The sequence below is a fragment of the Arthrobacter sp. GQ119 genome, from assembly GCF_059759125.1.
The window spans coordinates 237,576-262,643 of record NZ_JCAXEA010000002.1 but is presented as its reverse complement, the minus strand read 5'-3'; the positions used below and the strand labels follow the sequence as shown (position 1 = coordinate 262,643).

23 protein-coding genes and 1 pseudogene are annotated in these 25,068 nt (G+C 64.0%); 14 read left to right on the top strand and 10 right to left on the bottom strand.

Annotation, left to right across the window (positions count from 1 at the left end):
- Nucleotides 1-10: 10 nt before the first annotated feature.
- The 6 genes and pseudogenes from hpaE (at nt 11) to AC6CH3_RS03110 (ending at nt 6,269) form a co-directional block, all read left to right on the top strand.
- Nucleotides 11-1,525, top strand: a complete 1,515-nt coding sequence (gene hpaE, locus AC6CH3_RS03135; RefSeq protein ID WP_400577380.1) for a 5-carboxymethyl-2-hydroxymuconate semialdehyde dehydrogenase — start codon at nt 11-13, stop codon at nt 1,523-1,525.
- Between the two features lie 33 nt (nt 1,526-1,558).
- A complete protein-coding gene (gene hpaD, locus AC6CH3_RS03130; protein ID WP_498131064.1) occupies nt 1,559-2,650 on the top strand; it encodes a 3,4-dihydroxyphenylacetate 2,3-dioxygenase in 1,092 nt (363 codons plus the stop codon).
- Between the two features lie 89 nt (nt 2,651-2,739).
- Nucleotides 2,740-3,525: a 2-oxo-hept-4-ene-1,7-dioate hydratase gene (gene hpaH / locus AC6CH3_RS03125; RefSeq protein WP_498131063.1), complete on the top strand. Its 786-nt coding sequence runs from the start codon at nt 2,740-2,742 to the stop codon at nt 3,523-3,525.
- The gene (locus AC6CH3_RS03120) at nt 3,510-4,313 is read left to right on the top strand and encodes an HpcH/HpaI aldolase family protein (RefSeq protein WP_498131062.1); all 804 of its coding nucleotides are present in this window, start codon (nt 3,510-3,512) and stop codon (nt 4,311-4,313) included. Before hpaH ends, AC6CH3_RS03120 begins: the two co-directional genes overlap by 16 nt.
- 33 nt (nt 4,314-4,346) lie before the next feature.
- Nucleotides 4,347-5,854 (top strand): annotated as a pseudogene (locus AC6CH3_RS03115) (NAD-dependent succinate-semialdehyde dehydrogenase).
- A gap of 37 nt (nt 5,855-5,891) precedes the next feature.
- Nucleotides 5,892-6,269, top strand: coding sequence for a nuclear transport factor 2 family protein (locus AC6CH3_RS03110; RefSeq protein WP_498131061.1), 378 nt, complete (start codon nt 5,892-5,894; stop codon nt 6,267-6,269).
- Between the two features lie 497 nt (nt 6,270-6,766).
- Here AC6CH3_RS03110 and AC6CH3_RS03105 read toward each other — a convergent pair whose 3' ends face one another.
- Entirely contained in the window at nt 6,767-7,906 is a 1,140-nt protein-coding gene (locus AC6CH3_RS03105; protein WP_498131060.1) for an alcohol dehydrogenase family protein, read from the bottom strand.
- Between the two features lie 263 nt (nt 7,907-8,169).
- On the opposite strand from AC6CH3_RS03105, the gene AC6CH3_RS03100 reads away from it, so the two are divergent.
- The 5 genes from AC6CH3_RS03100 to AC6CH3_RS03080 are packed head-to-tail and all read left to right on the top strand — an operon-like array spanning nt 8,170 to nt 13,101.
- A complete protein-coding gene (locus AC6CH3_RS03100; RefSeq protein WP_498131059.1) occupies nt 8,170-9,567 on the top strand; it encodes an LLM class flavin-dependent oxidoreductase in 1,398 nt (465 codons plus the stop codon).
- On the top strand, nt 9,564-10,097 hold the full coding sequence (locus AC6CH3_RS03095) for a flavin reductase family protein (RefSeq protein WP_498131058.1): 534 nt from the start codon (nt 9,564-9,566) through the stop codon (nt 10,095-10,097). The genes AC6CH3_RS03100 and AC6CH3_RS03095 overlap by 4 nt, the downstream gene beginning before the upstream one ends.
- Nucleotides 10,098-10,150: 53 nt before the next feature.
- A complete protein-coding gene (locus tag AC6CH3_RS03090; protein ID WP_498131142.1) occupies nt 10,151-11,266 on the top strand; it encodes a quaternary amine ABC transporter ATP-binding protein in 1,116 nt (371 codons plus the stop codon).
- Complete coding sequence (locus tag AC6CH3_RS03085; protein ID WP_498131057.1) at nt 11,256-12,170, top strand: ABC transporter permease; 915 nt, start codon at nt 11,256-11,258, stop codon at nt 12,168-12,170. Before AC6CH3_RS03090 ends, AC6CH3_RS03085 begins: the two co-directional genes overlap by 11 nt.
- Before the next feature lie 40 nt (nt 12,171-12,210).
- Nucleotides 12,211-13,101 carry a glycine betaine ABC transporter substrate-binding protein gene (locus AC6CH3_RS03080; protein WP_498131141.1) on the top strand — a complete coding sequence of 297 codons (891 nt, stop codon included), beginning with the start codon at nt 12,211-12,213 and terminating at the stop codon, nt 13,099-13,101.
- A gap of 89 nt (nt 13,102-13,190) precedes the next feature.
- Here AC6CH3_RS03080 and AC6CH3_RS03075 read toward each other — a convergent pair whose 3' ends face one another.
- Entirely contained in the window at nt 13,191-13,316 is a 126-nt protein-coding gene (locus AC6CH3_RS03075) for a hypothetical protein (protein ID WP_498131056.1), read from the bottom strand.
- Nucleotides 13,317-13,684: 368 nt separating this feature from the next.
- Here AC6CH3_RS03075 and AC6CH3_RS03070 point away from each other — a divergent pair, with 368 nt between their 5' ends.
- Nucleotides 13,685-13,870, top strand: coding sequence for a hypothetical protein (locus AC6CH3_RS03070; protein WP_498131055.1), 186 nt, complete (start codon nt 13,685-13,687; stop codon nt 13,868-13,870).
- A gap of 326 nt (nt 13,871-14,196) precedes the next feature.
- Here AC6CH3_RS03070 and AC6CH3_RS03065 read toward each other — a convergent pair whose 3' ends face one another.
- The gene (locus AC6CH3_RS03065; RefSeq protein ID WP_498131054.1) at nt 14,197-15,708 is read right to left on the bottom strand and encodes an aldehyde dehydrogenase family protein; all 1,512 of its coding nucleotides are present in this window, start codon (nt 15,706-15,708) and stop codon (nt 14,197-14,199) included.
- Nucleotides 15,709-15,811: 103 nt separating this feature from the next.
- The gene (gene dapA, locus AC6CH3_RS03060; RefSeq protein WP_498131053.1) at nt 15,812-16,711 is read right to left on the bottom strand and encodes a 4-hydroxy-tetrahydrodipicolinate synthase; all 900 of its coding nucleotides are present in this window, start codon (nt 16,709-16,711) and stop codon (nt 15,812-15,814) included.
- 445 nt (nt 16,712-17,156) lie between these two features.
- Between dapA and AC6CH3_RS03055 the strand changes: the two genes are divergently transcribed.
- Nucleotides 17,157-17,396, top strand: coding sequence for a hypothetical protein (locus tag AC6CH3_RS03055; RefSeq protein WP_498131052.1), 240 nt, complete (start codon nt 17,157-17,159; stop codon nt 17,394-17,396).
- Nucleotides 17,397-17,622: 226 nt separating this feature from the next.
- Nucleotides 17,623-19,239 carry an aldehyde dehydrogenase (NADP(+)) gene (locus AC6CH3_RS03050; RefSeq protein WP_498131051.1) on the top strand — a complete coding sequence of 539 codons (1,617 nt, stop codon included), beginning with the start codon at nt 17,623-17,625 and terminating at the stop codon, nt 19,237-19,239.
- Nucleotides 19,240-19,404: 165 nt separating this feature from the next.
- Here the strand turns inward: AC6CH3_RS03050 and AC6CH3_RS03045 are convergent, their stop codons facing one another.
- The 6 genes from AC6CH3_RS03045 to AC6CH3_RS03020 form a co-directional block, all read right to left on the bottom strand.
- Complete coding sequence (locus tag AC6CH3_RS03045; protein ID WP_498131050.1) at nt 19,405-20,259, bottom strand: fumarylacetoacetate hydrolase family protein; 855 nt, start codon at nt 20,257-20,259, stop codon at nt 19,405-19,407.
- A gap of 99 nt (nt 20,260-20,358) precedes the next feature.
- On the bottom strand, nt 20,359-21,144 hold the full coding sequence (locus AC6CH3_RS03040) for a 2-keto-4-pentenoate hydratase (protein WP_498131049.1): 786 nt from the start codon (nt 21,142-21,144) through the stop codon (nt 20,359-20,361).
- 101 nt (nt 21,145-21,245) lie between these two features.
- Entirely contained in the window at nt 21,246-21,662 is a 417-nt protein-coding gene (locus tag AC6CH3_RS03035) for an ester cyclase (RefSeq protein ID WP_498131048.1), read from the bottom strand.
- Entirely contained in the window at nt 21,659-22,210 is a 552-nt protein-coding gene (locus AC6CH3_RS03030) for a flavin reductase family protein (RefSeq protein WP_498131047.1), read from the bottom strand. The genes AC6CH3_RS03035 and AC6CH3_RS03030 overlap by 4 nt, the downstream gene beginning before the upstream one ends.
- 62 nt (nt 22,211-22,272) lie before the next feature.
- Nucleotides 22,273-23,595: a flavin monoamine oxidase family protein gene (locus AC6CH3_RS03025; RefSeq protein ID WP_498131046.1), complete on the bottom strand. Its 1,323-nt coding sequence runs from the start codon at nt 23,593-23,595 to the stop codon at nt 22,273-22,275.
- 37 nt (nt 23,596-23,632) lie between these two features.
- Nucleotides 23,633-25,030: an LLM class flavin-dependent oxidoreductase gene (locus AC6CH3_RS03020; RefSeq protein WP_498131045.1), complete on the bottom strand. Its 1,398-nt coding sequence runs from the start codon at nt 25,028-25,030 to the stop codon at nt 23,633-23,635.
- Nucleotides 25,031-25,068 lie beyond the last annotated feature (38 nt).

Below are 25,068 nucleotides of genomic sequence, written 5' to 3'. Positions count from 1 at the left end.
GAAGAAAACGATGACGTTCGCTGCCGAAGCAACCAAGACGCACTACATCCCCGAAAACCTGCCCACCCACATCCAGCACTACATCAACGGCAAATTCGTTGATTCCGTGGGCGGGAAGACCTTCGACGTCCTGGACCCGGTGTCCAACACCAACTACGCCACCGCCGCGGCGGGCCAGAAGGAGGACATCGACCTCGCTGTCGCCGCCGCCCGCGAAGCGTTCACCAGCGGCCCGTGGCCGAAGATGAAGCCGCGGGAACGCGCCCGGGTTCTGAACAGGATTGCCGACGCCGTCGAAGCCCAGGAAGCGCGCCTCGCCGAACTCGAAACCTTCGACACCGGCCTGCCGATCACCCAGGCCAAGGGCCAGGCCCTGCGCGCGGCGGAGAACTTCCGCTTCTTCGCGGACCTTATTGTGGCGCAGTTTGATGACGCCATGAAGGTCCCCGGTTCACAGATCAACTACGTGAACCGCAAGCCGATCGGCGTCGCCGGGCTCATCACCCCCTGGAACACGCCGTTCATGCTCGAATCCTGGAAGCTCGCCCCCGCCCTGGCCACCGGCAACACCGTGGTCCTCAAGCCCGCCGAATTCACCCCGCTCTCGGCCTCGCTCTGGGCCACCATCTTCAAGGACGCCGGGCTCCCGGATGGTGTGTTCAACCTGGTCAACGGCCTCGGCGAGGAGGCAGGCGACGCCCTGGTCAAGCACCCGGACGTCCCGCTGATCTCCTTCACCGGCGAGACCACCACCGGCCAGACGATCTTCCGCAACGCCGCCGCCAACCTCAAGGGCCTCTCCATGGAGCTCGGCGGCAAGTCCCCCTGCGTCGTGTTCGCCGATGCCGACCTTGACGCCGCGATCGATTCGGCCCTGTTCGGTGTCTTCTCCCTCAACGGCGAGCGCTGCACCGCCGGCTCCCGCATCCTCGTCGAGCGCGCCATCTACGACGAGTTCTGCGAAAAGTACGCGGCCCGCGCGAAGAACATCGTCGTCGGCGATCCGCACGACCCCAAGACCCAGGTGGGTGCACTCGTCCACCCGGAGCACTACGAAAAGGTGGCCTCCTACGTGGAGATCGGCAAGTCCGAAGGCCGGCTGCTGGCCGGCGGCGGGCGCCCCGAGCACCTGCCCGAAGGCAACTACATTGCCCCCACCGTGTTCGCCGACGTCGCCCCCGACGCGCGGATCTTCCAGGAGGAGATCTTCGGCCCCGTCGTCGCGATCACCCCGTTCGAGAACGACGACGAGGCGCTCGCCCTGGCGAACAACACAAAGTACGGCCTGGCCGCCTACATCTGGACCCAGAACCTGACCCGGGCGCACAACTTCTCCCAGAACGTCGAGGCCGGCATGGTGTGGCTGAACAGCCACAATGTCCGCGACCTGCGCACCCCGTTCGGCGGCGTCAAGGCCTCCGGCCTGGGCCACGAGGGCGGCTACCGCTCCATCGACTTCTACACCGACCAGCAGGCCGTGCACATCACGCTCGGTTCCGTCCACACGCCGAAATTCGGCGCGTAATTCCAGACCCCCTTTCAACGAAGAGAGAATCCCATGAATAACGTCATCCCCAAGCCCTCCGTCCCGGCCCCGGACATCGTCCGCTGCGCCTACCTCGAACTGGTGGTCACCGACCTGGCCAAGTCCCGCGCGTTCTACGTGGACCTGCTGGGCCTGCACGTCACGGAAGAGGACGAGAACACGATCTACCTGCGCTCCTTCGAGGAGTTCATCCACCACAACCTGGTGCTGCGCAAGGGCCCCGTGGCCGCTGCCGCAGCCTTCGCCTACCGCGTGAAGTCCCCGGAGGAAGTGGACGCCGCTGAGGCCTACTACAAGGAACTGGGCTGCCGGACTGAGCGCCGCAAGGACGGCTTCACCAAGGGCGTGGGCGACTCCGTCCGCGTCGAGGACCCGCTGGGCTTCCCGTACGAGTTCTTCTACGAGGTGGAGCACGTGGAGCGCCTCACCCAGCGCTACGACCTCTACTCCGCCGGCGAACTGGTCCGCCTGGACCACTTCAACCAGGTCACCCCGGACGTCCCCCGCGGCCGCAAGTACCTGGAGGACCTCGGCTTCCGCGTCTCCGAGGACATCAAGGACTCCGACGGCGTCACGTACGCCGCATGGATGCACCGCAAGCAGACCGTGCACGACACTGCGCTCACCGGCGGCAACGGCCCCCGCCTGCACCACATCGCGTTCGCCACGCACGAGAAGCACAACATCATCCAGATCTGCGACAAGATGGGCGCCCTGCGCATCTCCGACCGGATCGAACGCGGCCCCGGCCGGCACGGCGTCTCCAACGCCTTCTACCTCTACATTCTGGACCCGGACGGCCACCGCGTGGAGATCTACACCCAGGACTACTACACCGGCGACCCGGACAACCCCACCGTCACATGGGACGTGCACGACAACCAGCGCCGCGACTGGTGGGGCAACCCGGTCGTGCCGTCCTGGTACACCGAGGCCTCCCTGGTCCTGGACCTCGACGGCAACCCGCAGCCCGTTATCGAGCGCACCGACGCATCCGAAATGGCCGTGACCGTGGGCGCCGACGGCTTCTCCTACACCCGTAAAGAGGAAGGCGCGGCCGCAGGCACCGATCCAGTGGGCTTCAAACTCGGAGCCCAGGTCTAGCCTGACAGCATGGCCGGTCCCGCACCGCAGGTGCGGGTCGGCCGCCTGCCAGCCAACACCGACCCGCAGGACCACTGAGGAGCGCATCAATGCTTGACCCGAAGACAATCGAGGCGATCGCCGACGAACTCGTGGAGGCCGGCCGGTCCCGGACTCCGATACCCCGCCTGACTGCCCGTTATCCGGACATGACGGTGGAGGATTCCTACGCGGTCCAGCAGCTGTGGCGCCGCCGCAACGAGGACGCCGGCCGCAGCCTGGTGGGCCGCAAGATCGGCCTCACGTCCAAGGCCATGCAGGCAGCCACCGGCATCACCGAACCGGATTACGGTGCCATCTTCGATGACATGGTGCTGGAAACCGGCTGCTCGGTGGAGTGGGATCAGTACACCCACCCGCGGGTGGAAGTGGAGCTGGCGTTCGTCCTGAAGGACAGCCTCAAAGGACCCGGCTGCACCATCTTCGATGTCCTGAACGCCACCGACTACGTGGTTCCGGCACTCGAAATCCTCGATTCCCGCATTGAGATGGAGGGCCGGACCATCGTGGACACCATCTCCGACAACGCAGCCATGGGCGCCATGGTGGTGGGCGGCCGGCCGGTGAAGCCGGACGCCGTGGACCTCCGCTGGGTCTCGGCCATCCTCTACAAGAACCAGACCGTGGAGGAAACCGGAGTCGCCGCAGGCGTCCTGGACCACCCGGCCAACGGCGTGCACTGGCTGGCCAACAAGATCGCCGCCCACGGCGACAGCATGAAGGCCGGCGACATCATCCTCGCAGGGTCCTTCACCCGGCCCCTCTGGGTGTACAAGGGCGACACCGTCCACGCCGACTACGGACCGCTCGGGAGTGTGACATGCCGCTTCGTCTAGGAGACACCTTCCGCGACGCCCTCGCCGCGGCCAACCGTCCGCTGGCCGGGATGTGGGTGTGCTCGGGCAGCCCGCTGGTGGCCGAGATCTGTGCCGGGTCCGGCCTGGACTGGCTCCTGGTCGACGCCGAACACAGCCCCAACGGCCTCGAATCCATCCTTGCCCAGCTCCAGGCAACCCACGGCTACCCCGTCCACACCCTGGTCCGCCCGCCCGTGAATGACGTGGTGGTGATCAAGCAGTACCTGGACCTCGGCGTGCAGAACCTGCTGATCCCCATGGTCAATTCCGTATCGGAGGCGGAGGCGGCAGTGGCCGCCACCCGCTACCCGCCCCAGGGGGTGCGGGGCGTCGGGTCCGCGCTGGCCCGCGCGGCCCGCTGGAACCGGGTGCCCGATTACCTCGCCCGTGCCGCGGAGACCATCAGCGTCACCGTACAGATCGAATCGACCGCAGCCGTGGATGCGGTGGAGGACATCCTGAAGGTCGACGGCGTGGCCGCCATCTTCGTCGGCCCCTCCGACCTTGCCGCCTCCATGGGGCTGCTGGGACAGCAGGAACACCCCGAAGTGCGCGCCGCCGTCGAACACTGCCTGGCCGCCGCAAAAGCGGCAGGGAAGCCCGCCGGCGTCAACGCCTTCGCCCCCGCCACGGCCCGCGCCTACCTCGACGCCGGTGCCGCCTTCATCCTGGTGGGCGCCGACGTCGCCCTGCTGGCCCGGGGCTCCGAAGCCCTCGCCGCCGAGTATGTACAGCCGTCCGACGGCGACACTCCGGCCAGCTACTGACCTGCCGACAACAAATCCTAAGGACTCCTCCCTATGACCGTTTCCGCGATCTCCCCTGCCATCTCACCCGAGCGTGAAGCCGCACTCCTCGCCGCTGTCCCCACCGGCCTGCTGATCGGCGGGCAGTGGCGGGACGCGTCCGACGGCGGCACGTTCGACGTGCATGACCCCGCCACCGGGGAGGTACTCGCCACCCTCGCCTCCGCCACCAGCGAGGACGCCCTCGCCGCGCTCGACGCGGCGGAGGCAGCCCAGGCGTCGTGGGCGCGGACCGCACCCCGGGTGCGGGCCGACATCCTGCGGCGCGCCTTTGACCTGGTCACCGCACGCGCCGAGGACTTCGCCCTGCTGATGACCCTGGAAATGGGCAAACCGCTGGCCGAAGCCCGCGGCGAAGTGACCTACGGGGCAGAGTTCCTGCGCTGGTTCTCCGAAGAAACCGTCCGCGACTACGGCCGCTACCTCACCACCCCCGAAGGCAAAAACAAGATCCTCGTCCAGCACAAACCCGTCGGACCCTGCCTGCTCATCACCCCCTGGAACTTCCCGCTCGCGATGGCCACCCGAAAAGTAGCCCCCGCCATCGCCGCAGGCTGCACCATGGTCCTCAAACCCGCCAAACTCACCCCGCTCACCGCCCAATACTTCGCGCAGACCATGCTGGAAGCCGGACTACCCGCCGGCGTGCTCAACGTCGTCGCCTCCTCCAGCGCCTCCGGGATCTCCGGGCCGCTGCTGGCAGATCCGCGCCTGCGGAAGGTTTCCTTCACCGGCTCCACACCCGTGGGCAAGCGCCTCATGGCAGACGCCGCGCAGAACGTGCTGCGGACCTCCATGGAGCTGGGCGGAAACGCGCCGTTCATCGTCTTCGAGGACGCCGACCTCGATGCCGCCGTCGAAGGCGCCATGGCCGCCAAAATGCGGAACATGGGCGAAGCCTGCACCGCCGCCAACCGCTTCCTCGTCCACGAAACCGTCGCACAGGAGTTCACCGCCAAGTTCGCCGCCGTCATGGCCGACCTGGCCACCGGCCGCGGCACCGACCCCAACACGCAAGTAGGCCCGCTCATCGACGCCGGCGCCCGCGCCGACGTCCACGCCCTCGTGGCTGCCGCCGTCGACGCCGGGGCAGTTGCCGTCACCGGAGGTGCCCCCGTGGACGGGCCCGGGTACTTCTACCAGCCCACCGTGCTCGGTGACGTGCCGAACGGTGCCGCGATCCTCCGGCAGGAAATCTTCGGCCCCGTCGCCCCCGTCACCACCTTCGCCACCGAGGCGGACGCCATCCGTCTGGCCAACGCCAGCGAATACGGCCTCGCCTCCTACCTCTACAGCGCGACTTCAACCGCCTCCTGCGCGTGGCCGAACAGATCGAATTCGGCATGGTCGGCTTCAACGCCGGCATCATCTCCAACGCCGCCGCCCCCTTCGGCGGCGTCAAGCACTCAGGCCTTGGCCGCGAAGGCGGCACCGAAGGCATCGCCGAATACACCACCACCCAATACATCGGCATCGCCGACCACAGGGCCGGCAAGGCATAACCGGTGCGGGCCGGGGTGGCGGCGACAGGAGGCGGCCATGACTGAGGGCGAAGCGTTGGCAATTCGGTTCAACGAATGCATCAGTGCGAGGGACGTGGAGGGGCTCGCCCACCTGATGTCGGAGGACCACACGTTCGTCGATACCGCCGGCACGGAGATCGCCGGACGGGCGGCGTGCCTGGATGCCTGGCGCGGTTTCTTCGACGCTTTCCCGGGATACCGGAACGTCTTCGAAGCCGTTACGACGAATGGTCATGTGGTCGCTATTACCGGGCAATCCGTGTGTCCCGGCCATCCCGAACTGGAGGGGCCTGCACTCTGGACAGCTGTCATTCAAGGCGACCAGCTGTCCCAATGGCGCGTCTATGAAGACAGCCCGGAAGCACGCCGTGGCTTGGGCCTGGGAGGCGACTGACGTTTGCCCAGGAAACGCCAGTCGCCAGCGCGGTCGGTAGTCGCCCCAGATAGCTACGGGTTCGCCGGGTACGTTCTCGTTGACGTCTATGCCCAGTCCCGGGACGTTCGGGGGAAGGACCCCTTCCCGGTGAATACTTCATCGACACCCGGAAGGCGCCACCGCGACATCGCACGCGCCGCCGGACTGACGATAAGTGTTCAGGGCGCCTGTCAGCCAGGGAGGCGGCGATGCGCTCGGCATCGAGCGCATCGTCCCCCTTCGCTGTCGAGGGCTCCGATCTTGATGGAATGGCCGAGGTATCCGCGGGCCCGGTGTTCGGCAACCCTACGGCGCATGTCTTCAGGGGCACCCGCGTAGATGGACGAAATCATGGGAGGCGATGTAAGTCGATCCGAAAGGGGTGCTTCCACCCCAACCATGCGTTCCGTCGTCGCAGGTGATCCTGACGATGGACGAGTCGAACGACTCCTTGAAAAGTTCGATGCGTGAGATCTTCACCGCGCGGCCTCCGTTTTGTTGGTGTCGAGCGTTGAGTTTGCGGGCATGACGGACGGTGGGAGGAGGACCAGCTTTCCGGTGTGCTTCTTGGTGAGGAAATCCTGCTGCGCCTGTGAAATCTCAGACAGTGGGTACGTCTTGGAGACCACGGGACGGATCTCGTTGCGCTCGATGTACCCCACGAGGTTTTCGAACACTTCATCGTCCTGGAAAGTACATCCCAGAAGGCTCAGATCCTTCAGGTACACGGTCCGCAGATCAATCTCGACGAGCGGGCCACCGATGGCTCCGGCAATCGCGTACCGGCCGCCCGGGCGCAACAGTTCCAGAAGATCCGCGGTTTGGGATCCGCCCACGATGTCGATTACGACGTCGACGGAGCCCTGTCCCAGCGCGCTGACCGGGTCCGTTCCTCGCTCCAGCGTCAGGTCAGCGCCTTCGGCAAGGACGTCGGCCGCCTTGGCCGGGGAGCAGACTGCGATCACAGTGGCGCCGCGGCGTTTCGCGAGCTGGACGGCGGCGAGACCGACTCCGCCAGATGCGCCCGTCACCAATACCCGCTCCGCCCCGACGCCGGCGCGATGCATCATGTTTTCTGCCGTCGAATAGGCACAGGGAATGGCGGCCAGCTCCGCATCGCTCCAGTCAGACTGCACAGCGTGGGTCTCACGGTCCGGCGCGACCGCGAACTGGGCGAACCCGCCGTCGCAGTCGCCCCCCAGTGTCCAACATTCGAAGGGACGGTACCCTACATAGCTGCGCAGCATGTTCCGCACGAGGACCCGCTCCCCGATCCGTTCCCCGGAAACGCCCTCACCGACAGCGGCGATGCGTCCGCATACGTCCGCACCTTGGATCCGGGGAAATGCCATGGCCTCACCCGACCACGCCGCATCGGCAGTGGTGATTGTCGGAAACCCATCCGTGCCGCCGGCATTGGTATCGGAGGCCACAGCCTTGGAGTACCACCCGATCCGCGTATTTATATCGGTGTTGTTGATAGCCGCGGCGGTGACTTCGATCAGGACCTCACCTTCCCCCGGGCGGGGTACAGGAAAGTCGGTCCGGTAGTCGAGCTTATCCAGGCCGCCATGGCCTGTGAGCACCGCAGCTGCCATAACTTCAGGTAAAGACATTTGGCTCCGTTGCGTAGAGGGTCCACAGTGACCTGTTTGTTGGTTGCATGACGAAGTCGTGATGCGACTCGCTCGTCTTAACGCTCGTTCATTAAATGAACGCTATGGTCAAAACAATGATAGCTGGGACACCGCGTCAATAGTATGCCAAGATGACGCGCCTCCTGCCAGTCACCTATTGACGATGTGACCTCTGCCACTCTATTCTTTTGTTCAGAAGGTAATCAGCTCGTTCAGAAATTGAACGTATAGAAAGCATATCGATGAACCAAATGAGACTCTTCGCATTCGACTTCACTGGTCCGGCCCATCTGTCAGCCGGCCTGTGGAGGCACCCCGATGATCGCGGCAGCCAGTACAAGTCCGTGCAGTATTGGGTGGAGTATGCGTGCATGCTTGAACAGGCGTGTTTCGACGGGATTTTCTTCGCCGACAACGTCGGATATCACGACGTCTACCGCGGAAGCGTCGACGCTGCCCTGAAAGACGCGGCACAGATTCCGGCGAACGACCCTTCGTTCGCTATTCCCGCCATGGCCGCGGCGACGACGCATCTTGGGTTCGGGGTAACCTCCACCACTGCATACGACCACCCGTACTCGCTGGCGCGGAAGTTCGCCACCTTGGACCACCTCACCGACGGGCGAATCGGCTGGAACGTTGTCACGTCGTACGCTGACAGTGCCGCCAAGAATCTCGGAACCGGCGTCCAGCCCGCCCATGACTACAGGTACGAAGTGGCCGAGGAGTTCATCGAGGTGGCCCTCAAGCTATGGGAGGGCTCCTGGGAAGAGCAGTCGGCTGTCGCAGACGCCGCCTCCTCCACCTATATCGACCCGGAGCGGGTCCACGCTATAGAGCACTCCGGCAAGCACTTCAGCGTGCCAGGCATCTTCTTGTGCGAGCCGTCACCGCAGCGCACCCCTGTGATTTTCCAGGCCGGCGGTTCCAGCCGCGGCGTGGCCCTGGCGGCGGCCACTGCCGAAGCCGTCTTCATGAATGCCACCTCCAAGCCCGGACTGAAGCAGCAGGTCGATAAGCTCCGCGAGCAGGCCGCGGATGCCGGACGGAATCCCACCCACATCGCCGTCCTGCAGATGATCACCGTCATCAGCGGGCCCACGGATGCCGACGCCGAGAAGAAGTACGAGGAGTACCGCGAACTGGTCTCCTACGAAGGCGCCATGGCCCGGTACAGCGGCTGGAGCGGGCTGGATATGTCCACGTTTGATCCGGACGTTCCCCTGCGCCATGTCAAGACCAACGCCGGCCAGACCATGGTGGACATCTTCTCCAAAATGGATCCGGACAAGGAATGGACGCCGCGCGACATTGCGGAGTACATCGGTATCGGCGGAACCTCGCCTGTCATTGTGGGAGGGCCCGAGAAAGTAGCCGATGAACTGACCTCCTGGATGGAGGAGACAGGAATCGACGGCTTCAACGTCGCGCACGCAGTCAAGTACCAGGACATCAAGGACTTCACGGACTATGTTGTCCCCGAACTCCAGCGCCGCGGCGTCATGCGCACGGGCTACGAGGGGTCAACACTCCGCGAACACCTCTTCGGTGCCGGCCAGTCCCGGCTTGCCGACGATCACCCCGGAGCCGTCTACCGCGATTCCCTTTCAGCCAAAGCCCTCCAAGGAGAACGGTCATGAGCGTCACCGCATTGGTAACCCCTCCAGGAGTCGACCCCACTGCCTACCGCCAAGTATTCGGACTTCTTCCCACAGGAGTCGTGGCGATCACCGGCCTTGCCAACGACGGGAAGCCCACGGGGCTCGTCGTCGGGACCTTTCAGTCCCTGTCCCTGGAGCCAGCCTTGGTCACCTTCTGCGTCGACAAGTCCTCCAGCACCTGGCCCGCACTGCGCTCCCTGGGAAGATTTACGGCCAACATCCTCTCCACAGCACAACTCAGGGTCTGCAGGACGCTATCACGCAAGGGCGAGGACAAGTTCCAAGGCATCGACTACGAGGAAAGCACCTTGGGCACCCCGCGGATTCTCAACTCCACAGCCTGGATCGATTGCAAGGTTCTCTCCGAAGTTGTCGCCGGTGATCATTACATGATTGTGGGCGCAGTGACGGCGATGGAGGCCGGAACAGGCGACGCACTCGTGTTCCGGGGTGGAAAGTTCGGCGAATACACCCAATGGCCCTCTCCCGCACTCACCGAAAAGGCCTAAGCCGTGAACCCCTGGAACCCCGACGACGAAGTCAGGAGCAACCCGTGAACGCCATGCATCTCGAAGCACCTACACACGATCGCAAGGACGCTATGAATTCTGAAGCCCCCTTCATCAAGGTGGAGCACCTCACCAAAATCTTCTATCCTCCGAGGGCCAGATCCCTGCTTTCTCGCAAGTCTTCCCCTCAGAACGGATTCAGGGCCGTCAACGACGTTTCCTTCGAGGTCAAGCGTGGGGAGATATTCGTCATTATGGGCCTGTCTGGCTCCGGGAAGTCGACGATTATCCGGATGCTGAACCGGCTCATCGATACCACGGAGGGTTCCATCGTTATCGATGGTAACGATGTTGGAGCTCTCGACCCGGCTAAGCTCCGGGCGTTCAGGAACGAAACCATCAACATGGTGTTCCAGCACTTCGGGCTTTTCCCCCATCAATCCTTGTTGCAGAACGTAGCATTCGGTTTAAAGGTGCGCGGCGTGGACAGGCAAACGCGCGAAGCAAAAGCCACGGAGGCCCTGAACCTTGTCGGATTAGGTGACCGGACACACGCAATGCCCGATCAGTTGAGCGGCGGCATGAGGCAACGCGTCGGCCTGGCGCGGGCGCTGGCAACGGACGCCGAGATCCTGCTGATGGACGAGCCTTTCAGTGCCCTTGACCCGCTCATCCGACAGGACATGCAGCAGTTGCTGATCCAACTGCAACGCAACTTCAAGAAGACCATTGTGTTCGTGACGCACGACCTGGACGAAGCGATGTACCTCGGAGACCAGATCATGGTGATGAAGGAAGGCAAGCAGATCCAGCGCGGGACTGCGCTGGACCTTCTGGAAACCCCCGCCGACCCCTATATCGAAAAGTTTGTAGCCGAAGTGAACCGCAGCAAGGTCCTCCATGCCGGCATGCTGGCAGAGCCCTTCTCCGGGGCGGACCATGAAGACGGCTGCAACACGGGAGCGCCGCCCGTCATGACCACGGACGACGCCTCATCGCGCGTAAAGCACGTCACCACCACCACAGTCATTGCCGATCTGCTGCCGGTGTTCGCCGCCGGTTTCGATCGGCTCCATGTCACCGATCAACAGGGTCTGGTCGTCGGCCAACTCACGGCGAAAAAAGTCTTCGCCGCACTCTCTCCAAAGGAGTCTGTCCATGAATCTTGATGTTGGAGGGTGGTTCGAAACCCTCATTGATTGGTTCTTGGCAAACCTTGGCTGGTTCTTCGACGGTGTTGCCTGGCTGACCAGCCAAATAGTTGGCAGCGTTGAATTTGCACTCATCGTCCTGCACCCGCTGGTAATAGTTGCGCTGCTGACCGCCGTGGCTGCATTCATGACCCGAAGCCTGGGGATCATCATCTTCTCGGCCATCGCCTTCCTACTCATCCTCTCCATGGGACTATGGCTCGAAACGATGGCCAGCCTGGCTATCGTGCTCGTTTCGGTCGCTGCTGCCCTCCTGATCGGCATCCCCTTGGGGATCTGGGCGGCTCTGAGTTCCTCCGTGAGCGCCATCATGCGCCCGATCCTGGACCTCATGCAGGCCATGCCCGTTTTCGTGTACCTCATCCCGGCCGTGTTTTTCTTCGGAGTGGGAACGGTGCCCGGCATCGCAGCGACCATCGTTTTCTCCATTCCTCCCGCCGTACGCCTGACCGAGCTCGGCATCCGTCAGCTGGACCATGAACTCCTCGAAGCGGCCCAGGCCTTTGGCGCCAAGAAGAGCCTGATCCTGCGCGATGTTCAGCTTCCCCTGGCCTTCCCATCAATCATGGTCGGCGTCAACCAGGTCATCATGCTTGCGCTATCCATGGTGGTCGTGGCCGGCCTTGTAGGAGCAGGAGGACTGGGAGGCGTCGTTGTCCAGGGCGTCGCCCAACTGGACACCGCCCGAGGCTTCGAAGGCGGCCTCGCCGTCGTCATCCTGGCCGTATACCTGGACCGTGTTACCGGTGGCGCAAGCTCGCTGCCGGGAGTGCTCCGCAAGAGCAAACGGCTCCGGAAGGAACGCGCTGCGGCCAAGGCCGCACCGCGCATCAGTGCCGATGCAACCGCTGCGGTTCAGTAGCAACCAACCCAACACCATTAGGAGGCCATCTTTGAAAAACATGATCAAAACTGCAATAGCCTGCGCTGCCGTCGTCGTCAGCGTCGGCGCTTGCTCCGGGGTCACCCCCGGAGGAAGCGGAGGAAGCGACGGAAGCGACAAGACTGTCAATTTCGCCACTGTTCCCGGCTTCGACGATACCGTTGCAGTTACCGGCCTATGGTCAGTGCTCCTGAAGGAAAAGGGCTACACGGTCAAAACCACCAGCGTGGATCTGGCAGCCGGATTCTCAGGCATCGCCCGCGGCGACCTGGACGGCTACCTCAACGCCTGGCTGCCCTCAACGCACGAGGCCTACATTTCGAAGTACAAAGACGACCTCGTGATCCCGGAGAAGCCGTATTTCGACAACGATCAGAACGTGCTCGCTGTCCCGGATTTCGTCGAGGAAAATACGATCTCCGATCTGGTCCGGAACGCTGACAAATACGAATCCAAGATCATCGGGATCGAAGCCGGCTCGGGCGAAATGAAGATACTCCCGGACGTCCTCGGAAAGTACGAAGCCAAGGACAAGCTGGCGATCATCGAAGGCAGCACGCCCGCTGCCCTTGCCGCACTCAAGAGCGGCGTCAACAGCAAGAAGCCTGTGGTTGTAGCGCTCTGGACCCCGCACTGGGCCTTTGCCTCCATGCCGATCAAAGCCCTTGAAGACGACCGCCAGGGCTGGCCGAAGCCCGATGGCTCCTACGTCGTGCTCTCCAAAGAATTCGCTGAGAAGCACGCAGACGTGCGCGGCTGGATGGAAAACTCCAAACTTACTGACGAGCAGTACGCCTCCCTGATGCTGGCAGTCAGCGAAGCGAAGGATCCCGCCGAAGGAGCCAGCAAGTGGCTGGAGACACCTGCGAATCGGGAAGCAGTGGATGCATGGTTTAAGACCGGCGCATAGTCACTCGAGCGCCAAGAAAGTCCGTAGCACGCCCGTCAGCGTGCTGCGGACTTTTCTGTTCGCCGCAGAAGTACCTTGCATGGGCTCCACTACAGGCGGTTATCCTCGGCCGGCACGGTCTTAATGACCGATGGCTTGTCGGCGCTGCAGATCATGACTCGACCGCGGCCGGCGTCCTGAATGATCCAGAGCACGCTCCGGTCGGCGGCAATCATGTCGATTCGCCCGGAGCTTACTCGGCCGTCTTTGTGGAGCACCCTGACCGCGTCGTTCCGTGCCAGCCTGGACCAGTAAGGGCTGGCAAGGTAGGCGGGTGGGAGCCTCGGCGGGCTCGTCTGATGACGGGGTATGTGTGCATGTCCTGGTCCTGGATCGAACGGCGAGCGATGGAGAAAGAAGGCTCGGACGCGGTCGGCAAGTGAAGAAGCCGCTTGTCACGGAGGGTGAAATGGGACACAATAGAAGAACGTTCATTCTATGAACGTTACGTTCAATTTATACCCGGCAAGCCAAAGGCGGTTTCCGGATCCCTGGAAATCTTCACTGGAACCGCAGGTTCCCAGCTGTACCTGAGGAGCACACCATGAGCACCGTTCACCGAATCCTTTTCTGCGCCTTCGGACATTCCCGCCGCACGCACGGTGTTGGCCACCAGACTCTCGAGCAGGCCACCAGCACGCATCAGCTCAATAGCACTCCCGGCGTGCTCACCTGCGCGCCGTGGGCCGGGCTTTACTTCGAGGACAGTTACCCGGCCTACCCGGCCTAAGCAGGCGACGGCGACTGCGGTCAGCAAGGACTTAAGAGTCCATCACAGGCCGTTGGTGCGAGTGGCAGCGGCGGGACTGAACTTCGCCGGGACAAAGACACTTTCGAAGGACCTTGGACGCGCTGCGCGTCCGCGGCACTCTGGTGCTCTTCGGGGGCGCTTCAGGGCATCTGAACAGTCAAAGTCGACGAATCACTCCTGCAGGAGCTGGAGTGCGCCTGGCCGTCGAGGCGCCTGTGCTTCCTCTCCCGAAACGCCGCTGACGCCCCTCCCAAGCCTGCAGGGCATTCGGGGAGGGGCGTCAGCGACGGTCAGGGATGCGCGTGTTACCGCGCTTTGTTATGCATGACGTGCTTGGTGCGCGAGTAGTCATCCAAGGCGTAGGCCGACAGATCGCGCCCGTAACCGGAGCTCTTGAAGCCGCTCCACGGCATCTCATTGGCCAAAACCAGGTGGGAGTTGATCCAAACTGTGCCTGCGTCCAGGCGCGAGGCGATATCGTGGCCCAACTGCGGATTCTGGGTCCATGCCGAGGCGGCGAGGCCATAAGGCACCTGGTTGGCCCGTGTGACTGCTTCTTCTTCCGTAGCGAAGGTCTCGACGGTCACGACGGGTCCGAAGATCTCCTCGAGTGTGCAGGCCGCGCCCTCCGGGACCTCAGTCAACACTGTCGGGGCGATGAAGTAGCCCGGTCCTTCGAGGGCGCCGCCACCGAGGGCGGCCTTCGCGCCGGCAGCCCTGGCGCGCTCGAGGTGGCCCAGCACGCGTTCGTAGTGGGCTTTCGAGATCATCGGGCCCATTTCGACGTCGGCGCCGGCGGTCGGCTCCCCGACCACCAGGGTTGCCACCTGCTCGACGAGCAGCTGTGTGAAACGCTCGGCGACGGACTCGTGGACCAGCACACGGCAACCGGCGCCACACTCCTGGCCGGAGTTCCAGTATCCGGCGGCGCGCAGCGACTCGGCTGCGGCGGCCAGGTCGGCGTCCTCGAAGATCACTACCGGCGCCTTGCCACCCAGTTCCAGGTGCACGCGCTTGACGCTCTCCGCAGCCGCCCGCGCCACGGCGCGGCCGCTGTTGACCGAGCCGGTCAGCGCGATCATGTCCACGTCGGGGTGCTCGGACAGGCGTGCGCCGATCACCGGTCCAAGCCCGGTGACGACGTTGAAGACACCTGGCGGCAGCAGATCCGCAGTCAATTCAGCGAATTTCAGCGTGGTCAGCGGGGTCTGTTCCGAGGGCTTGAGCACGATCGTGTTGCCCGCTGCGAGGATGGGTGCGATTTTCCATGCTGCCATCAGCAGGGGGTAGTTCCATGGGGTCACGACCCCGACGACTCCCAGAGGTTCGCGCAGGATGACCGAGAGGTGGTCCTCTGCGTACTCCCCGGCTGCCAGGGAGGTTGTGGCACGGACTGCCCCGGCCATGAAGCGGAACGAGTCGATGGACCCGGCGATGTCGTCCTCGGCCACCATCAGGGGCTTGCCGGTGTTCAGTGCTTCCAGTCGGGCCAGCAGGTCTGCGTTCTCGGCCAGACGGTCGGCAATGGCCAGCAGGATCTCTGCGCGCTTCTTGGGCGTGGTGCGGCCCCAGGCCTGCTTTGCCTCGAGCGCCGCGGCAACGGCGGCGTCGGCGTCGGCGGCGGTGCCCTGGGCGACCTCGCAGACAGTAGCCTCGGTACAGGGGTCCACCACGGCCTGCGTCTCATTGGAGGTTCCTGCCCGGAACGCTCCGGCGATGAAGTGCTGGGCCGGCGGCAGTGCGTCGGCGGCCAAAAGCGAGGATGGTTCGTCGGCGCGTCGAACGGTGCCGGAGGTGGTCGTTGCTGTAGACGTCATAGTCTGTTACTCCTCAATAGTTGCTGGATGGTGAAAGGGTCGTTGTGCTGTGGCTGTCGGCCCGGACTGACCACCGGACCTGCGGCGGCCGGCGTTCGGGCTTTCAGGCGTAAGCCGCCTGCAGCTGGAGTTCGTTAATGAGCTCCTCGATGCGGGCCAGGGACGCAGGGTCGAGGTCCGCGGTGGGCCGGCGGGGCGTGCCGACAGGAAGACCGAGCGCTTCCAGGCCCGCCTTAAGCGCGGGCACGTAGGGCGCGGAGACGATGGCACTGATCAGCGGGTAGATGCGGTTCCACTCTTTTCGGGCAGCGGCGAAGTCACCTGCGGCAACGGCCCGCTGGACGGCCACGATCTCGCGCGGCACGAGGTTGGCGGTACCGGCCATCACTGCGGTGGCCCCTTCCACCAGGGCGGCCAGGACCAGGCTGTCCGATCCGATGATGGTGGTGATGTGCTCTCCGTGCTCGTGGATTAGCTGGGTGGCCTGTTCCATGTTGCCGCTGGAGTCCTTGACATACCGGATGTTCTCCACCTCGCGGCCCAGTTTCCCCACTGTTTCGGGGTCGAGGTTGACTCCAGTGGCTGACGGGTAGTTGTAGAGCATGACCGGCAGCTCCACAGCCTCGGCCACGGCGCGGAAATACCCGGTGGTCTCGGGCAGTGTCAGCGGCTCGTAGAAAGGGGTGACCAGCATGAGGACGTCGGCCCCGCGTTCCTGCGCGTGCCGGGACAGTCGGATGGCTTCGGCGGTGCTGGTGGCCCCGGTCTGCGCCACGACCGGCACCCGACCGGCCGCCTGGCCAACGACCGTCTCCACGACCAGGCGTCGTTCATCCGTGCTGAGCGCGGCAAATTCACCAGTGGAACCACACGCCACTACGCCGTCGACTCCCCCGTCGATGGAACGGTCCACGAGCAGGCGCAGTTTTGGCTCGTCGATGCTGCCGTCGGCTGTAAATGGAGTGGCGAGGGCGGTGAGCACACCGCTGAGCTGTGAGGACATAAGGCTTCCTGTCTGCTGGTGGTGGGACGGGCCAGATCGTGAGGTAAGAACTGAGGATGTTTCACTGGCGCCGTCGCGCCATGTTTCCTGCGCTTGGCACTCGGTCCACCGGTGGCTGTTGCCCTACGGAGGTCGCCCAGCCCGGGGCCCAGCCAGATCGGATGGTACTAAGCGATGTTCATTTCTTGAACACTTCGCTCAATTATTGCCCAGGGCTCGCTGTCGCGCAAGGGTCTTTTGTGGCGAACGCCCAGGAAGGGGACGTAGATACGCCACCGAAATTCCTCCGAAACCAAAAGGAAATGCAGCGAGGGGGCCGTGCCTTGCGCGCATACTGTGCCCCATGGCATACTAAATCCACGTTCACTGCTTGAACGTCACGTTCAAAGTGGCTCGCGTTGGAGCCCATCGTCATTCAGAGGGATTGCTTCAGAGAGGAAGCCTCATGACCATCGCCCACAGCGTTCTGTCGATCTCCTTCGGCCGCATACGCAGCACGACCTCGGCGACCCAGCAGGCCCGACACTCAGGGGAACCCTCCGCCTACGTGGCGGCCGGCGGCCTGACCTGCTCGCCATGGGAAGGCCTTTACCTTTACACCGGGGAATCCGAGACCCGAGAGTCAGCAAACCTTCCCAATCCGGAACTTGAGCGCTTCCTGTCAAGTCTTATGTTCGGCGAATAGGGCTGGCTCCACCGTGGCGGGCGGGGCAGAACCGCCGGGGATGTTGCCGCCAGGAGGCCACAGGTGGAAACCGCAAGCGCCTCCTTTGACAGTGATCGGCGTTATACCTAAAATTGAATACGACGTTCAATATGTGAAGATTTACTCGGGCTTTGGTCTGCCACGGGCACCGCACCTATATGTCAGCGCTGCCCACATCAGCAGTTACCCACCTTTAGGAGAAACAATGCCGCTTACCGGACATTCACTGATCGCCGGACAGCAGGTCGCCGGCGAAAATGGGACCACCTTCGGATTCAACCCGGCCACGAATGAACGGCTCGAGCCCGCCTACACGCTGATCACCGAAGACCAGCTCAAAGAGGCAACCGCTGCCGCGGCCGAGGCTTTCCCGTCCTTCAGCACCCTGGACCCCGAAACCCACGCCGGCTTCCTGGACGCGATCGCGGACAACATCGATGCCCTCGGCGAGGAACTCATCGTCCGCGCCGGCCAGGAAACCGGCCTGCCCGCGGCACGGCTGCAGGGCGAACTGGCCCGCACCACCGGCCAGCTGCGCCTCTTCGCGACCGTCGTCCGCCAGGGCGACTTCCGCGGCGTGCGCGTCGACCCCGCGCTCCCGGACCGCACCCCGCTGCCCCGCGCCGACATCCGCCAGCGCCAGATCCCGCTCGGCCCCGTCGCCGTCTTCGGCGCGAGCAACTTCCCGCTGGCCTTCTCGACGGCCGGTGGAGACACCGCCTCGGCCCTGGCCGCCGGCTGCCCCGTCGTCTTCAAGGCCCACAACGCCCACCCCGGCACCGGCGAACTCGTCGCCCAGGCAGTCGTCAAAGCCGTCAAGGACGCCGGGCTGCACCCCGGCGTGTTCTCCCTGATCTACGGCCCCGGCGCCAGCATCGGCCAGGCCCTCGTCTCCGACCCGGCCATCAAGGCCGTCGGCTTCACCGGCTCCCGCGCCGCCGGCGTCTCGCTGATGCAAGCCGCCGCGGCCCGCCCCGAGCCGATCCCCGTCTACGCCGAGATGTCCTCACTCAACCCGGTCTTCGTCTTCCCCGGCGCCCTCAACGGCTCCGCCGAACACATCGACACCGCACACATCGACGCGTTGGCCCAGCAGTATGTCACCGCAGTTACCGGCAGCTCCGGCCAGCTCTGCACCTCCCCCGGCCTGCTCTTCGCCCCCGCGGGCGAGGCAGGAGACAAACTCGCCGCCGCCGTCGCACGCGCCGTGTCCGCCTGCGCCGGGCAGACCATGCTCACCGCAGGCATCGCCGGATCCCGGAACGCCGGCGCCGAAGCGCTCGGCGCCGCAGCCGGCGTCGATCTCGTGGGCCAAGGCACCCAAGGAGGCACCGAGAACGCCCCCGCGCCGGCCATCTTCGGCACCGAGATCAACACCTTCGTCTCCAACCACGTGCTGCACGAGGAAATCTTCGGCGCCGCGTCCCTGGTGATCCGCTACTCCACCACCGAGGAACTCCTCACCGCCATCAGCCGGCTCGAGGGCCAACTCACCGCCACGCTGCAGCTCACCGAAGAGGACTACCCGACGGCGGCGCCCCTGATCCCGGCGCTGGAGCAGAAGGTCGGACGCATCATCGTCAACGGCTGGCCCACCGGCGTCGAAGTCGGCCACGCCATGGTCCACGGCGGCCCCTTCCCCGCCACCTCCGACACCCGCACCACCTCCGTCGGAACCCTCGCCATCAACCGCTTCCTCCGCCCCGTCGCCTACCAAAACCTCCCCCAGGAACTGCTCCCCGCACCCCTCCAGGACACCAACCCCTGGCACCTGAACCGCCGCGTCGACGGCACCATTGAGAAGGCCGAAGCCAAGGTCTAACGAGAACGCTGCTGTGAAGGGAGCGGCGGAGAAATCCGCCGCTCCCTTCGGCGTCCCTCCGGCAGCCCGAAGGGCTTAACGACCGGCAGCCAGCACCCTTTTCAACAGAAGGGGAGCTGGCTGCCAGAACGCGCCTGCCAGTGCTGGCCGGAGCCGGTGGGGGCTTTATGCCTGAGAAACCATCTGATGGCGCATTTCGCCTATGCCCCGCACATAAGTGACCAGTTCGTCTCCGGGCGCCAGGAACCGCTGAGGTACGCGGCCCACTCCCACTCCAGGTGGAGTGCCGGTGAAAATGACGTCGCCGGGAAGCAGCGGCGTGACCTTGGACAGGCGCTCGATGATCTCAGGGACGGAAAAGACCATGTCCATGGTGTTGCCGATCTGGACTTGTTCGCCGTTGATGGCACAACCGAGCTCGATGTTGTCAGGGTCCTCGAACTCGTCAGGCGTGACCACCAACGGCCCGATGGGACCGAAGCCCGGGAACGACTTCGCGAGGCTGTACTGGGGTGCCGGCCCGGAGGCCTGCATGGTGCGTTCTGACAGGTCCTGCCCGACGGCAAGACCTGCGACGTGGCTCCACGCCGTTTCCTGGGGGATGTGCCGGCCTCCGCGGCCAACGACCGCAACCAGTTCCACCTCCCAGTCCACGGTCCCGGGTGGCAGCGTGACCGTCCCGTAGGGTCCGGTCAGGGAGCTGACAAACTTTGTGAACACCGTGAGGTCGTCAGGCACGGCCAGCGAAGCTTCCGCTGCATGGGCGGCGTAGTTGAGACCGACCGCAAAGACCTGGCGCGGCTGCGGTACCGGATTGCCAAAATCCTCCGGCGCAACCTCTGACAGCGCCCTTCCCGTTGCCGACTCCAGTTCGCCAGCGACCTCTTTGAGTTCATCCCAGCGTCCGTAGCATTCCTGGATGCTGGGGCTGAACTTGCCTTTGGTTTGAAGCGAGACGTCGATAACCCGGTCATCGGGGGTGACGAGCATCAGCCTGTTGGAGATGTTGGCCAGACGCATGGGGGTCCTTCCGTTGAGGGGACTCGAGTCGGTTGGTAATCACTGTCTACATAGGTGTGGCCGGCCCTTCCGGACCGGCCACACCGCTACAAATTGCGCTTAGGCAGATACGTCAAATTCGATGCTGCCCCAGCCGTCAAAGATGCCGGACCAATGGCCTGCTTCTCTCATTGGAACTGCCTTAAGGCAACTGCCGGGCAGGATGACCTGTCCGGGTTCGAACTCCACGCCGTATTCCGCCAAACGATTAACCAGCCAGGCCGTTGCGGCAAACGGGTTGCCAAGAATGTTCCTGGTGTTGCCGGATATCACCTCACGGTCATTGAACCGCAGAACGCCGCGGGTATTGCTCAGGTTCACCTCGGTGACCCGTCTGGGGGTGCCGCCCAGCAGGATGGCACCGGTTGAGCCGTTGTCCGCCAAGGTGTCCGGGAGGCTGATGGCCCAGTTCTTGACCCGGGAGTCAATAACTTCGATCGCGGGCAAGACGTACTCGATGGCATTGATGACGTCCGCAACGGTGGTGTTGGGACCGCGGAGGTGCCGCTTCAGCACAAACGCGGGCTCAAGTTCAACGAACGGCTCGATGAATTTGCCCAGCTCGAGCGTGGTGCCTTCGTAGGCGAAGCTGCTCGCAAGCAGATGACCGTAGTCCGGCTGGTCAAGACCGAAGGCGTCCTGCATGACCTTTGCGATGTTCCCTAGCTTGTAGCCCACGAGACGGTCCCCGTTGGCGAGGGCGTGATCAACGTTGATCTTTTGCACTTCGAAGGCGCCGTCAACGTCCAGGGCAGGCCAAGACTCGGTTGGCGCGGCAATGGATTCGCCCTGAAGCCGGGCAGTGCGGAGGGTACCCGCAATGTCCCCGAGTGAGATGGTGGACATGGATAAAGTTCCTTTCGGCTCTTTCCCGGGGCGCTGGTAGGACGTCATTGTGTCAACCTCGCCGATCCGGGTGGTTTAAAGATGTCTGCAGGGTGCTCCCCCTACTTACCGGCGCCCAGGTGCCAGATACCGAGGGCCGAAAGAAGTTCCCGGGGGTCCCAGATGACCCATTCTTCGGCTAGTTTCCCGTCTTCGAAGCGGAGGAAGGACGCACCGGACACGGTGACGCTCCGGCCGGTGGCGGGTACATCCATGAAGGTGCCCTGGTGCGTGCCGCGGGTCTGCCAATGGATTGCTACCCTGTCGCCGTCTTCGATAATCTGCAGGATCTCGATCTCTGAATCCGGGAATGCTGTCTGCATTGCCTCGATGGTCTTCCGCAAACTGGCGTAGTCTTCGGTCCCGGACTTGGACCGGCGGATGTATCCGGGGGCGAGGATTCGTTCGAAGGCGGCAAGGTCGCCGTCCCCCCAAGCGCCGTTCCAAGCCTTGAGAATTGTTTCCTGCCTGGTGCTCATGATGCGCTCCTTGTTACTTCGGGGGTGGGGATTTCGATGGGCAGGTACTGGCCGAACTTACCGCCGCGGAACAGCAGGGCGTCGCCGCTGCCTTCGGTCATGTTGGTGACTGCGCCTACGACCATGTAGTGGTCGCCGACGACGACTTCTGATGTGACGACGCAGTCGATATAGGCTGTGGCGCCGTCGAGATGGGGGGTGCCGAGGGGCCCGATGGTGCAGGGCAGTCCTTCGAACTTCTGGGGGCCTTTGCGTGAGAGCGAACGGCAGATGCTGATCTGGTCCTCGGCGAGGATGTTTGCGGTGAAGTGCTGCAGTTTGCGGAGCTTGGGCCAGGTCGAGGATGACTTGTCAACGCAGAACATGACCAGCGGGGGCTCCAGCGACAGGGACTGGAATGTTCCGACGACCAGGCCGAGTTTCTCGTCGTCGTCGTTGACGCCGGTGATGGCCGTGACTCCGGTGGGCAGCTTGCCCAGGATCTGGCGGTAGTAGGCGGGAGTGATATCCGTTGCCGGAGTTTCGTCCGTGGCTGGGGTGATATCCATGATGGTTTTCCTTTTGACTTTGGTGCGGGCGTCGATGCCCGGTTTACGAAGAAGGGATGGGACTAGTGGGTACTCATGGTTGACTCTTCACTCTTCAGCAGCTCTATATGGATATTCCGGCTCACACGCAGGCCGCTTTCAATGGCGCCGTCAAAGAAGCCGGCCCAGATGTTGGCGATGTCGCTGCTGGCGAAGTGCAGTGCGCCTTCGCTGGCCTGCTGTTCCCGGTGGTACTTGGTGAGTTGGCCGGGACGCTGGATCTGCCAGGTCTCCTCCGCGTATGGGTCTTCGCCCCACTTGTGTCCGGTGACCTCGAGGACTTCCAGGTCGTCGCGCCATACCCTGATGGCGTCCTGGACCTGTTCAGCGTCGGTGACGTCGATGCGGTTCGCGTCGGCACCGAAGCCGACCAGCACGGCGTCGTCCTCTCCGATGAATTCGGTCCGGATCACCGAGAGGGGCTTGTCCTGGGCAGAGTAGGCGAAGAACGGCTTGATGGGTCCCTTCACGCGGATCCAGGCCTTGACGCCCTGGGAGGCGGTCTTTTCCCGGCTGGCGGCGAGCTTGCCGTCGGACAGGGCGGGCTGGACATCGAGCTTGTGCAGGACGTTCTGCGGCAGGGTGATGACGACCTTCCCGGCGTGGATTTCCTGACCGTCGCCGTAGCTGACCGTGGCACCCTCGCTGGTGTGGCGGATGGCGGTCACCGGAGTGTTGAGGCGGATGTCGGCGTCGGCATCTGCAGCGATGGCCTTCACCAGCGTGTCGTTGCCGTCTTTCAGACGGAAGATCGCCGAGGCCTCGTGCATCAGGTGCCAGTGGCCGGACGAGCCGGCGGTCCAGCGCAGGGCGTTGACATAGGCGCACTGGTCCAGGGGCGCGTTGAAGTGGCCAACCCAGGCGGCCTCGTTCGCGTTCCGCTCGTCCTGGGAGAGATCCAGCTTTTCCAGCATTTCCTGCAGGTTGTACTGGTCGACTTCGGCGAGATTCTCCACTGTCAGCGGTGCATCCGGGCGGGGCAACCACTTCATGGTGTCTTCCAATAGCCGGGTCATGCCGGGATCGATAAGCTTCATGAAGTCGTCCAGGTTGCCGCGGCGCACCTCGTCGCCCGCCAACCAGTACGTTTCCTCCGAGCGCGGGCCACGGGAGACTTCCAGTCCGTAGCGGGTGACCTCGGCCCAGACATGGGGCTGGGTCCAATGCAGCCAATTCCCGCCGAGCTCCAGGTTCTGGCCCAGGCGCCGCTCGGTGTACAGGCGGCCGCCAAGGCGGTCGCGGGCTTCCAGGACGACGACGTCGTGGCCGCGGTTGCCGAGCTCACGGGCAGTGATGAGGCCGGCGAGACCTGCACCGATGACGACGACGTCAGTTTGTTCAGTCATTGAAGGATCCTTAAGTGAAATTCCGTTGGGCGGCGCGTTAGCTGGCAGCGTCGCTGAGGTGCTTGGCGCGCTGTGCCGTTGCCGGGTGGCCTGCCAGTGTGTACTTCTGGCCGAAGAGTTTCTCCCGCAGGGTCACCGGCTCCTGGTTCTCCGTCCGCGCCGGGGCAACGATGCCCTGGGCGCGCAGTTCGGGAAGAGCGAGTTCGATGAACTCTTCCCAGCTGCCTGGCTTGGTGGTGTAGCTGAGGTTGATGCCGTCGATGTCGGCCTCGTCGCGCCAGCGGGCAAGTTCAGCGGCGACGGTCTCCGGGGAGCCAATGATGGTGGCGCCGGTCCCGCCTACGGCGAGGAATTCCGCGATCTGACGCGGGGTCCAGTCCCGGTCCGGGTCGGCCTTGGAGAACATGTCCACCATGGACTGCCCCGCCTTGGTTCCGACGGACCGCAAGGGGGTATCGAGGTCGTACTCGGACATATCGATGCCGGTCCAGCCGCTGAAGCGTGCCAGGATTCCGTCGATTGGTGCGGTTTCCACGGCCTTCCGGTACTTGGCCTGGGCTTCCTCATCGGTGGGTGCCACCACAACGGTGAGCAGGATGACCACCTTGACGTCCCGGGGGTCGCGTCCGGCGTCTGCCACGGCCTGGCGCAGCTTGGCCACGGTGCGCTTCGCACCCTCCACGGAGGTGCTCTGGATGAAGACGGCTTCGGCGTGCTTGCCACCGAATTCCATTCCCCTGGAGGACGAGCCTGCTTGGAACAGCACCGGGGTGCGCTGGGGGGAGGGCTCACACAGGTGGAACCCGGGCACCGTGAAGTGCTTGCCGGAATGGTTGATCCGGTGCACCTTTTCGGGGTCGATGTACGTTGCCGATCCAGCGTCCCGAACCACAGCGTCCTCTTCGAAGGAGCCCTCCCAGAGCTTGTAGACGACGTCCATGTACTCGTCGGCCATGTCGTAGCGCTCCAGAGGGGTGAGCTGCTGTTCCTTTCCGAGGTTGCGGGCAGCGGCCTCCGAATAGGAAGTCACGATGTTCCAGCCCAAGCGGCCGGAGGTGAGGTGGTCCAGGCTGCTGAACTTGCGGGCAAGCAGATAGGGCGGTTCATAGGTTGCGGAGCAGGTGACGCCGAAGGTGAGGTGCTTCGTCACAGCGGCCATGCCGCTGATCAGCACCGTCGGGTCGTTGATCGGGAACTGGGCGGCGTCGCGCAATGCAGCATCCCCGTTTCCGCGGAAGACATCGTGGTAGCCGACGTTGTCGGCGAAGAAGATCCCGTCGAAACCGGCATCCTCGAGCTTCCGGGCGATGCCCGTCCAGTACTGAAGATCCGCATAGCGGTGACCCTGATCGCCGTCGTTCCGCCAGGACCCCGATGTCAGGTGGGACGGAGCGAAGACGTCAAAGGCAAAAAGACTCAAAGGTGCGTTTTTCATGGCAGCGGTGCTTCCTTGGACTCGCGCCGAACAGTACG